The organism is Arthrobacter hankyongi, from assembly GCF_022012395.1.
GTDB classification, from domain to species: domain Bacteria; phylum Actinomycetota; class Actinomycetes; order Actinomycetales; family Micrococcaceae; genus Crystallibacter; species Crystallibacter hankyongi.
In genome coordinates this window covers 98,121-108,676 of record NZ_JAKLTQ010000008.1, presented here as the reverse complement: position 1 = coordinate 108,676, position 10,556 = coordinate 98,121, and the positions used below count along the sequence as shown (strand labels likewise).

Below are 10,556 nucleotides of genomic sequence, written 5' to 3'. Positions count from 1 at the left end.
GGGTTCCATGTTCTGTCCTGCGTCGCTGGCCGCCGTCCTGGACGCGGCGTACTACCATCCGGTCGTCCAGCTGTTGCTGCGCTGGTGGTCCGATTTCGGCAGGCTGGTGCTGCCCACCCAGTGCGCGGGCTGTGCCGCCCCGGATGAAAGCCTGTGTGCTGCCTGCCGCGGCAGGATCTGCCGCGCCACGGTGCGGCCCTACCGGGCGGAAGCCGGGGCCGGTTCGCTGCCCTTCCTGTCGGACCGGCCGGATGCTGCGGTCCTGCCGGTCGTTGCGGCCGGCCGCTACCGGCACGAGCTGGCCAGGGTCATCCTGGCCTTCAAGAACCACGGCCGGACGGACCTGGCCCCGGTCCTCGCCGCCACCTTGGCCCGGGCCGTGCAGTACGCCGCGGCACAGCTGGCCCCCGGGCCGTGCTTGCTGGTTCCGGTGCCGCCCAGGCCAGGCTCGCGGCGCCGCCGCGGGTACGACCCGCTGGAACTGATGCTGCGCCGGCTTCAACGGCGCCGGCTGCTGCCGGGCGGAGCCATGCCGCTGCGGGCAGCGGCCGTTCGGACCCGACCGGGTGCCAGGCTGCGCGGACTGCTGGCCGGCCCGTCCCAGAAGGGCCTGGGCCGGTCCGCGCGGCGGCGCAATGTCTCCGGCTCCCTGCGGGTGCGTCCCCGCTTCCGCCGGGCCCTGGCCGGGCGCAGCTGCATCCTGGTGGATGACGTGCTGACTACCGGTGCCACCCTCGCCGAGCTGGCCCGGGTCATCGGCGAGGCGGGCGGCCGGGTGGCCGGCGGGGTGGTGCTGGCTGCGGCCTCTGCGCCCTCCGGGAACGTGGCCGCGGAGGATCAGCCAGTAGCGAAATCCGGCCCGTGACCGGCGGCAATCGGCGCTTCCGCCGGTGCGGAAGACCCAAGGTGGTGAATTTAATGTGGCGAAAGGATGAATAAATCCGGGCCTTGTTCTAACGTGAAGTATGGGCTCCTGGACAAGGACGAGAACCCATCTTCAGCGACTGAGAGGAGTTATTCCTGCAGTCGCTGTTGTGTCATCTACGCAAGTACGGAGGGCACCATGGAATTCAACATCAGCGGTAGGAACCTGGCCGTTTCCGATCGTTTCCGTGAATACGCCGAAGAGAAAGTCTCCAAGATCGAGCAGTTGGGGGACAAGGTCCAGCGACTGGATGCCAAAGTCACCAAGGAGGCCAAAGCCCGCAACGCCGAGAGTTCCATGACCGTTGAGCTGACCGTCCTCGGCCGCGGACCCGTGGTCCGTGCCGAAGCTTCCGCAGCGGACAAGTTCGCCGCCTTCGACCTCGCCTACGGCAAGCTGATGGAACGGCTGCGCCGGGCCCGCGACCGCCGCAAGGTCCACCACGGGCGCCACGTTCCCAAGGGGGTCCACGAGGCAACCGCACCGCTCGAACCGGCGAGCACATCCATGCCACTGCATGAAGAGACATCAGCGCGCGCAGCGAAGACCGCGGAACCGGTGGAGGAACGCACCGGCTATGAGATCGAGAACGACGTTCCTGCCGGAGACTCACCGGTGTTGATCCGCCGCAAGGTCTTCCCGACCCTGCCCATGACGCTCGACGACGCTGTCGACAATATGGAGCTGGTCGGCCATGATTTCTACCTGTTCATCGACACCGCCACGGGGTCGCCCAGCGTCGTCTACCGCCGGCGCGGCTGGACCTACGGTGTCATTTCCCTCGATGCCAACTGCGAGAAGGCATCCGATGCGCAGTCCGAGCTGCTGGCCTACCGGTCGTAGCAGTCCGCGTCCCTAGTATGAGGGAATGACCGCAAAACTTACGTTGCCCCAGGCCCGGCGCATCGCGCTCGCGGCCCAAGGCCTGGCCAAGGAACGGCCCACCCGCCCGGTAACTGCCCGGCAGGTGGGCCGGACCTTTGCCCGGGTGCAGCTGCTGCAGATCGATTCGGTCAATGTGCTGGTCCGGTCCCATTACCTGCCCTTCTTCTCCCGGCTTGGACCTTACGACGCCGCGATCGTGGACCGGCTGGCCGGCCGGGCTCCGCGCCGCCTGATGGAGTACTGGGCACATGAAGCCTGCTACGTCCGGCCGGAGTCCTTTGCCGACCTGCGGGTGTGGCAGCGGCGCCAATGGGTCGGTGCCGCGGGCCTGGACCCGCTGCTGCGGCGGGATCTGGAGCAGCGGATCCTGCAGGTCCTGCAGTCGTCCCGCCCGCTGACCGCGCGCCAGGTGGCAGCACGCATAGGCCACGAAGAAGACGTGCCGAAGCTTGAGTGGGGCTGGAACTGGAACGCCGTCAAGCGCGTGCTGGAAGCTCTGTTCGAGCAAGGAGTGGTCAGTGCCGCCGGCCGCACCGCGCAGTTCGAGCGGCTCTACGCGCCGACCGCCAGGGTGCTTCCACCGGACCAGGATCCGCTGCGGCTGCCGGATCGGGAGGAAGCCATGCTGCGCCTGGTCGAGGCCGCGGCGGCAGCCCACGGCATCGGCAGCGTCAGATGCCTGGCCGACTATTTCCGCGTCCCGGTCCAGGCTGCCGCCCGCGCCGCGGCCAGCCTGGCCGCGCAGGGGAAGCTGGAGGAGGTCGAGGTGCAGGGCTGGCCCGGGCCGCGGTACCTGCATCCGGCCGCGGCCAGGCCGCGCCGGGCCAGCGGACGGGCGCTGCTGAGCCCCTTCGACTCCCTGGTCTTCGAACGCCGTCGGCTCCAGCAGCTCTTCGGCTTCCACTACCGGATCGAAATCTACACGCCGGCCGCCCGGCGCCGGTACGGCTACTACGTGCTGCCGTTCCTGCTCGGCGAGGCGGTCTGCGCGCGGGTGGACCTGAAAGCGGACCGTGCCGCCGGCCTGCTGCTGGTGCGCGGGGCCTATGCCGAGCCGGCCGCACCGGTGGAAACCGCCGTCGAGCTGGCCCGGGAACTGGATTTGCTGGCACAGTGGCTGGGCCTTGGCGGCATCGCGGTCGAGGACCGCGGCGGGCTGGCCCCGGCACTGGCCGCGGCGCTGGGGGAGCGGCTGCAGCGGCCGGCGGCCGCGGCGGAACTGGCGCTTCCGGAGGCATCTCTCCCGTAGACTGAACAAGCCAGCAATGTGCGCAAACGACTGGGAGCATAGTAGTGCCTTCGATTCTCGAGCGAGTCCTTAGAACCGGCGATAAGAAAACGCTGAAACGACTGAGGGCCTATGCCGACGCGATCAACGTGCTCGAGCAGGATTTCAGGGACCTCAGCGATGCCGAGCTGCGCGCCGAGACCGATACGCTCAAGCAGCGCTACCAGGACGGGGAACACCTGGACGACCTGCTGCCCGAGGCCTTCGCCGCCGTGCGCGAGGCCGCCGGGCGGACCTTGGGCCTGCGCCACTTCGACGTCCAGCTGATGGGCGGTGCCGCCCTGCACCTGGGCAATATCGCCGAGATGAAAACCGGTGAAGGCAAGACGCTGGTGGCCACCGCGCCGGCCTACCTCAATGCCCTCACCGGCAAGGGTGTGCACGTGGTCACCGTGAACGACTACCTGGCCGAATATCAGTCGGACCTGATGGGCCGCGTCTACCGCTTCCTGGGCCTGACCAGCGGCTGCATCCTGTCCAACCAGGACCCGGCCGTGCGCCGGCAGCAGTACAACGCCGACATCACCTACGGCACCAACAACGAATTCGGTTTCGACTACCTGCGCGACAACATGGCCTGGAGCAAGGACGAACTCGTCCAGCGCGGCCATCATTTCGCCATCGTCGACGAGGTCGACTCCATCCTGATCGACGAGGCCCGCACGCCGCTGATCATCTCCGGCCAGGCCTCCGGGGACGTGAACCGCTGGTACACCGAGTTTGCCCGGGTGGTTACCCGCCTGAAGGCGGACGAGGACTACGAGGTGGACGAGAAGAAGCGGACCATCGGCGTGCTTGAGTCCGGCATCGACAAGGTCGAGGACTACCTCGGGATCGACAACCTGTACGAATCCGCGAACACTCCGCTGATCGGCTTCCTCAACAACGCCATCAAGGCCAAGGAACTGTTCAAGCGGGACAAGGACTATGTGATCCTCAACGGCGAGGTGCTCATCGTCGACGAGCATACCGGCCGCATCCTCGCGGGCCGCCGCTACAACGAGGGCATGCACCAGGCGATCGAGGCCAAGGAAAGCGTGGAGATCAAGGCCGAGAACCAGACACTGGCCACGGTCACGCTGCAGAACTACTTCCGCCTCTATGGCAAGCTCTCCGGCATGACCGGCACCGCCGAGACCGAGGCGGCCGAGTTCATGAGCACCTACAAGCTGGGCGTGGTGCCGATTCCCACGAACAAGCCGATGCAGCGCGTGGACAAGCCGGACCTGATCTACAAGAACGAAATTGCCAAGTTCGAGGCGGTGGTCAAGGACATCGCCGAACGCCATGAGCAGGGCCAGCCGGTGCTTGTGGGCACCACCAGCGTGGAAAAGAGCGAGTACCTCTCCAAGCAGCTGGCCAAGCAGGGTATCCGGCACGAGGTGCTCAACGCGAAGAACCACGCGCGTGAAGCGTCGATCGTGGCCCAGGCCGGGCGCAAGGGCGCCGTCACTGTGGCCACGAACATGGCCGGCCGCGGTACCGACATCATGCTCGGCGGCAACGCGGAATTCAACGCGGTGGCCGAACTGGAAAAGCGCGGCCTGGATCCGGCCGGGAACGCCGAGGAGTACGAGACCGCCTGGCCTGCGGCACTGGCGGCTGCCCAGGACGCGGTCAAGACCGAGCATGAGGAGGTGCTCGCCCTGGGCGGCCTGTATGTGCTGGGCACCGAGCGGCACGAATCCCGCCGCATCGACAACCAGCTGCGCGGCCGGTCCGGACGCCAGGGCGATCCGGGCGAATCCCGTTTCTACCTTTCGCTCACCGATGACCTGATGCGGCTGTTCAATGCCGGTGCCGCCGAACGGATCATGAACTCCTCGCGCATGCCCGACGACGTGGCGCTGGAGTCCAAGATGGTTTCCAAGGCCATTGAGAACGCCCAGGGCCAGGTCGAGGGCCGCAATGCCGAGCAGCGCAAGAACGTGCTCAAGTACGACGATGTGCTCAACCGGCAGCGCGAAGCCATCTACGGCGACCGCCGCCGCATCCTCGAAGGTGACGACCTGCACGAAAAGGTCGGCTTCTTCCTCGAGGACGTGGTCACCGCGATGGTCAACGAGGCCACGATGGAAGGCCACGGGGACGACTGGGACTTCGAGCAGCTGTGGACCAACCTCAAGCAGCTGTACCCGATCCAGCTGACAATCGACGAGGTCGTCGAGGAGGCCGGCGGCAGGTCGGCGGTGACCGCGGACTTCCTGCGCGAGGAGATCGTCTCCGATGCCAAGGTCGCCTACGCGGCGCGCGAGGCCGCCATCGGGTCCGAGAACATGCGCGAACTCGAGCGCCGGGTGGTGCTTTCGGTCATCGGCCGCAAGTGGCAGGAACACCTCTACGAGATGGACTACCTCAAGGAAGGTATCGGGCTGCGGGCCATGGCCCAGCGCGATCCGCTGGTCGAATACCAGCGCGAGGGGTTCACCATGTTCCAGACCATGATGGAGTCCATCCGCGAGGAATCGATCGGCTACCTGTTCAACCTCGAGGTCAAGGTCGAGGAGCCGGCGCCGGTCGCCTGGCCGGGGGTGGCCGATGCCCGGAGCCTGGTCAAGCATCCGCAGATCACCGCCGCCGGCCTCGAGGCCCCGCAGCGTCCGGCGGCCCTGCAGTTCACCGCCCCGACCGAACGCGGCGAGGCAGAAACGCACATCGAGCGCCAGCGCAATGCTGCTGCGGCCAAAGATCCGGAGCAGAACGGCGGGGGGAACGGGCAGACCCGGAACCAGCCCAGCCGCAAGGCCCGCCGGCGCAAGTAGCCACCCAGCTGGAACCTAAGAGTGGGGCGCGAGGGGCCCGCCTAAGAGAACGGCCAGGGGCCCCCTGTGCGCGAAGCGTGCGGGGTGGCCGTGAACGGGCGCAGCCGACACTGCGGGAGCGCCCCACTCGCTAGCCGATCTCCAGTGCCGTGACCTTCCAGAGCCCGCGCCGCCGCTCCAGCCGGAGCGCGACGGCGCGGGCTCTGTGCGGTTCCACGACCACCAGGGCCGCCTCGTAGACGTCGGTGCCGATGCGGCACACCCTGGCCGACCGGACGACGGCGCTGGGCAGCGCCTGCAGCGCCGACCTGCCGGACGCCCGCCGTGCCCCGCGTTCCTGCGCCAGGGCTGCCCGGTGGACGAGCTTGTCGTAGCAGTCCGGGTCCAGCCAGCGCGCCAACTGCTGGACCGGCCGGCTGCCGCCGATCACTTCCATGCAGGCCTGGGCAACGGATCTGGCCGTGCCGGCGGCCCGGCGGAGCTCGTCCGCCTCGTCCGCCTCCGAGGCCTCGATGGCACGGTGCGGGGCCGGTTCCGGGGCCGGTTCCTTATCCTGCGGCCGCAGCCGGATGACGGGCGCTACGTAGCTGTCCGGTCCGGCCGGCCGGACCGGACGTACGGTGAGGGGCCGGGGAGCCCCGCTGGCGGCCGCCAAATCCTGTGGCTGTTCGCTCATGCTCGTTCCTCTCATCCTGGCTGCCGGTCAGCCCTTCGAGGGCGGGGTGAGGATCTGGCCGGGAAGCAGCTGGGCCGGATCGGCGCCGATGGTGCCGCGGTTGCCGGCATACCAGCGTGGCCAGTGCCTGGCGATTTCGGCGTCCGTGGCGAGGCTGCCCAGATCCCTGGCTGCGATGCCCCAGAGGGTGTCTCCGGTCCTGACAGTCACGGTGCCGGGGCCGGATTGCCGCCCGGCGTCCGGGGCGTGGCCGGCCAGCAGGCCGGGGGAGGGGGCCGGAGACCGTGGCTGCCAGGAGGGGTCCACGACGCCGCCGGTGTGTCCGGCGCCCGAACGGTCCGGGACGGCGAAGTACGGGTCCGCCGGCCGGCCATCCGGTACGGACGGGTCCGCTGCCGGGACCGCGGCACCGCTGCCGGCTGCCGGGACGGACGCATGGGATGCGGGGGCGGCCAGCAGGTGCAGGCCCAGCACGGCCACCACCAGGCGCCGCAGGAAGGCCGGGCTGGCGGCGAAGGAGACCGCGGCCAACCGGGCATGGCCCAGGCGATGCAGCACGCTGGCGGCCACGGCCAGCAGCAGCCCCAGCCCGCACCAGGCGAGGACCGCCAGACCCGCGGCGGCTGCGGCCAGGCCCAGCAGCTCGGAATAGCTGTGCCACGGCAGTGCGGCACCGTTCCGGCCGCTGCGCGTGATGAGCCAGCCTGCCCAGGCCAGCGCCGCCCCGCAGGCCGGCAGCAGCACGGCTATGGCGGCATCGCCGCGGCGGAGCCGTGGCCGTACTGCTCCCGTCCGCCGTGTCCGTGCCGCCTGCCGGTCGGGGCCTGACTGCGCTGCCGTCATCCGGTCCTCCTCGGGATGTATAAGCCGGGATTCGTATTTTGATGTAATTTGATGTCGTTTGCTGTGGATTGAATTGAAATGCTGGCAGCTGTGTCTGGGTTTGTAAAGGGCCGGCCGCCGTTGACGCCATTTGCCGGCCGCTCCTAGGCTGGCGGCATGCGGTGGGATGGCTTGTTCTCGGACCTGGAAGCGCAACTCTATGCCGCCGGCCAGCTCGCGCTTGAGAGCGAGGCCAACGAGCGGGCGCGGATGGACCAGGCAGCGCTGTCACTGACGGACCGGCTGCGCGGGCAGCAGGGAGCGGCCCTGCGGGTCCGGCTCGGCGGCAGCCTGGTCTTCGACGGCAGGTTGTCGCACATCGGCTCCAGCTGGATCGTGCTGGACGAGCCGGCGCGCAGTGTGCTGGTTGTGCTGTCGGCGGTCCGGCTCATCGAAGGGCTCTCACGCGCAGCCGCTCCGGACGACGCCGGGCGTCCGCGGCGCCTGGGCTTGGGCTCGGCCCTGCGCGCGCTGGCACGGGACCGGGAAGAAGTCATGGCGTATCTGGCCTGCGGTCCCGACGGCGGCGTCCAAACCATTTCCGGCACAATCGACCGGGTGGGCAAGGACTACCTGGAGCTGGCCGCGGTGCCGTGGGGCGAGGCCCGGCGCGCCGTCAACGTACGCGGAGTGCACGCCGTGCCCTTCGGCGCGGTTGCCGCACTCGCTTCCGCCCGGCGTACCTGACCGGGGCTGCTCAGCCCCCGTGCTCCGCCTTGGCCTGCTCGATGAGCCGGCGCGTTTCGGCGTACTTGTCCTGGATGTACTTTTCCAGCATGGCCTGTTCCACCCGCCACTGGCCCCGGCCGCCGATCTGGATGGCGGGAAGTTCCCCGCTGCGCACGAGGGCATAGGTCTGCGAGGAGGAGATCTGTAGCTCCTCCGCAACGTCGGTCAGGGTGAGGAACCGTGGCATGGGAAGTCCTTCGGGTGGGCTGGAGCGGAATGCCGTGAGATGCCTTGCTGCGATTATGACATCATTTGGTCCCGTTTGGCCCCTTTGGGTTGTTGTTGTGAATAGAAGTTATGGACAGCCGGGAGACCTGTTGATTGATTTTCCAACCGCGTGCATAAGAATGGACTCAGCCACACCCGGCCGGCGGAACCGACGAGGACAACCATGGGGAGTATGTCCTTCCGCCGGACGGAGCCATCAAAGGGGACCCTTATGAGTTCTGCAGCTGATCTGTCCGTGCCCGCCGCCCGCCTGAAACGCCCGTCCTGGAAGGATCCGAGGCTGCTCACCGGCATTCTGCTGGTGCTGGCCTCGCTGGCCGGCGTCACCGCCTTGGTCTCCAGCGCGGATAAGACCGTGCCGATGCTGGCGGCCCGGGAACAGGTCGCCGTCGGAGCGGCGCTGACGTCCGCCGACTTCGTGGTCGTCGACGCCCGGCTGGGCGACCTTGAAGGGGCCTACCTGCGCGCCGCGGACCAGCTGCCGGCCAATGCGGTGGCCACCTCCCTGTTGCGTCCCGGTGAGCTGGTGCCGCGCTCGGCACTGGGACAGGCGGACCAGCTGGACCGTAAACCGGTGGCGCTGCCGCTGGACAGCCCGTTGCCCGAGGGCACCGGGCCGGGATTCCGCGTCGACGTCTGGGTGGCCCTGCCGGATGGCAGCAACGGCTTCGGCCAGCCACAGCTGCTGCTGGAGGCGGCCGAAATCTCGCAGCTCACCCGCTCCTCCTCGGCATTGGGCGGGCTCCAGGCCGAGCAGCTGCACGTGCTGGTTCCGGACCAGCAGATGCCGGTGCTGCTCCATGCACTCTCCAACGGAGCCCGGATCAACGTGGTGCTGAACCCGGGCGGCACACCGTGAGCATTCCCGTCGCCACGGTCGGAGACGGCCCGCAGGACTTCGTTGCCGGCCTCGAGCGGCTGCACGGGCCGGTGACGGTGGTCCGGCGCTGCACCGAGCTGGCCGAGCTGGTCGCCGCCTGCCAAAGCGGCCTGGCCCGGGCCGCGATCATCGCCTCGGGCAGCGACGCGCTGGGCCTGGCCCTGCTCGACCGCCTGCGCGGCGCAGGCGCCGCCGTCGTCGTGCTCACCGACGACGGCGGCGAACAGCGCCGCCTCGACGGGCTGGGGGTGCGCCACTGCAGCCACGGCACCGCGCCGGAGGCGCTGGCCGCACTCGTGGTGCAGGCAGTGGGCAGTGCAGACGAGGTGCCGGCCGCGCACCGGCCGGGCGCCGGCTATGCGGATCCTGCGCACTCGCTGCAGCCGCTGGCCGCCGCGCCGGGGTCGGACCGCACGGACGGGGAACCGGCCGACGCCGCCGGCGAGGTCATTGCGGTCTGGGGTCCGGCAGGCGCACCCGGCCGGACGCTGCTCGCAGTCAACCTGGCTGCCGAATACGCCGCGGCCGGCCGGCGGGTGCTGCTGGTGGACGCGGACACCTATGCCCCCGGGGTGGCCACCTACCTGGGGCTGCTGGATGAATCGGCGGCCCTGGCCCATGCCTGCCGGCTCGCGGACCAGGGGCTGCTGGACACCCCGGCGCTGGAACGGGCAGCGGTCAAGGTTGCTGTTTCCGGCGCACCCCTGCTGGTCCTGACCGGGATCACCCGCGCGGACCGGTGGCCGGAAATCCGCCCCGGTGCGCTGGGCGCCGTCCTGGCGCTGGCCCGTGCGCTCGCCGATGTCACCGTCATCGATTGCGGCTTCTGCCTGGAAAGCGACGAGGAACTGAGCTTCGACACGCTGGCCCCGCGGCGCAACGGTGCCACCCTGCGGGCCTTGGAGCTTGCCGACCAAGTGCTGGCCGTGGGCAGCGCCGACGCGCTGGGCGTGCCCCGGCTGGTCCGGGCGCTGGCAGAACTGGAGCAGGCCGTTCCATCCGCGTCGCCCCAGGCAGTGCTCAACCGGGTCCGCCCCGGCTCGGTGGGCCGCAGCCCGGAACGGCAGCTGCGCGAGGCCTGGACCCGGTTCGCACCGGACCGTGAAGTCCGGGCCTTCCTGCCTGCGGACTTCGCGGCCGCCGACGCGGCCCTGCTGGGCGGCTCCGTGCTGCTGGAAACGGCGCCTGATTCGGCCCTGCGGCAGGCTGTCGCCAGGCTGGCCGGGATCGCTGAGCCGGCCCGGCGGCGGGGCCCGGGGCGGCGGCCGCCGGCCAAAGTGAAGTTTTGATGCCGGGCGGCT

General features: G+C 69.5%; 10 protein-coding genes. 7 read left to right on the top strand and 3 right to left on the bottom strand.

Going from position 1 to position 10,556, the window contains the following annotated elements:
- Positions 1 to 7: 7 nt before the first annotated feature.
- From LVY72_RS12560 to secA, 4 genes are all read left to right on the top strand, one after another.
- Positions 8 to 865 (top strand): ComF family protein, encoded by an 858-nt coding sequence (locus tag LVY72_RS12560; RefSeq protein WP_237821324.1) that lies wholly within the window; start codon positions 8 to 10, stop codon positions 863 to 865.
- 198 nt (positions 866 to 1,063) lie between these two features.
- Complete coding sequence (gene hpf / locus LVY72_RS12555) at positions 1,064 to 1,768, top strand: ribosome hibernation-promoting factor, HPF/YfiA family (RefSeq protein ID WP_237821322.1); 705 nt, start codon at positions 1,064 to 1,066, stop codon at positions 1,766 to 1,768.
- A 25-nt stretch (positions 1,769 to 1,793) separates the two neighbouring features.
- The gene (locus LVY72_RS12550; protein ID WP_237821320.1) at positions 1,794 to 3,059 is read left to right on the top strand and encodes a winged helix-turn-helix domain-containing protein; all 1,266 of its coding nucleotides are present in this window, start codon (positions 1,794 to 1,796) and stop codon (positions 3,057 to 3,059) included.
- 44 nt (positions 3,060 to 3,103) lie between these two features.
- On the top strand, positions 3,104 to 5,860 hold the full coding sequence (secA, locus tag LVY72_RS12545) for a preprotein translocase subunit SecA (RefSeq protein WP_237821318.1): 2,757 nt from the start codon (positions 3,104 to 3,106) through the stop codon (positions 5,858 to 5,860).
- Positions 5,861 to 5,990: 130 nt separating this feature from the next.
- Here secA and LVY72_RS12540 read toward each other — a convergent pair whose 3' ends face one another.
- Positions 5,991 to 6,536, bottom strand: coding sequence for an Rv3235 family protein (locus LVY72_RS12540; protein WP_237821316.1), 546 nt, complete (start codon positions 6,534 to 6,536; stop codon positions 5,991 to 5,993).
- A 27-nt stretch (positions 6,537 to 6,563) separates the two neighbouring features.
- On the bottom strand, positions 6,564 to 7,379 hold the full coding sequence (locus tag LVY72_RS12535; RefSeq protein WP_237821315.1) for a LysM peptidoglycan-binding domain-containing protein: 816 nt from the start codon (positions 7,377 to 7,379) through the stop codon (positions 6,564 to 6,566).
- 156 nt (positions 7,380 to 7,535) lie between these two features.
- On the opposite strand from LVY72_RS12535, the gene LVY72_RS12530 reads away from it, so the two are divergent.
- Positions 7,536 to 8,105 (top strand): hypothetical protein, encoded by a 570-nt coding sequence (locus LVY72_RS12530; RefSeq protein WP_237821313.1) that lies wholly within the window; start codon positions 7,536 to 7,538, stop codon positions 8,103 to 8,105.
- Positions 8,106 to 8,115: 10 nt separating this feature from the next.
- Here LVY72_RS12530 and LVY72_RS12525 read toward each other — a convergent pair whose 3' ends face one another.
- A complete protein-coding gene (locus tag LVY72_RS12525) occupies positions 8,116 to 8,334 on the bottom strand; it encodes a helix-turn-helix domain-containing protein (RefSeq protein WP_237821311.1) in 219 nt (72 codons plus the stop codon).
- 252 nt (positions 8,335 to 8,586) lie between these two features.
- On the opposite strand from LVY72_RS12525, the gene LVY72_RS12520 reads away from it, so the two are divergent.
- Complete coding sequence (locus tag LVY72_RS12520) at positions 8,587 to 9,234, top strand: hypothetical protein (RefSeq protein WP_237821309.1); 648 nt, start codon at positions 8,587 to 8,589, stop codon at positions 9,232 to 9,234.
- Positions 9,231 to 10,544 carry a CpaE/TadZ family protein gene (locus tag LVY72_RS12515; RefSeq protein ID WP_237821307.1) on the top strand — a complete coding sequence of 438 codons (1,314 nt, stop codon included), beginning with the start codon at positions 9,231 to 9,233 and terminating at the stop codon, positions 10,542 to 10,544. The genes LVY72_RS12520 and LVY72_RS12515 overlap by 4 nt, the downstream gene beginning before the upstream one ends.
- The last annotated feature ends 12 nt before the right edge of the window (positions 10,545 to 10,556 follow it).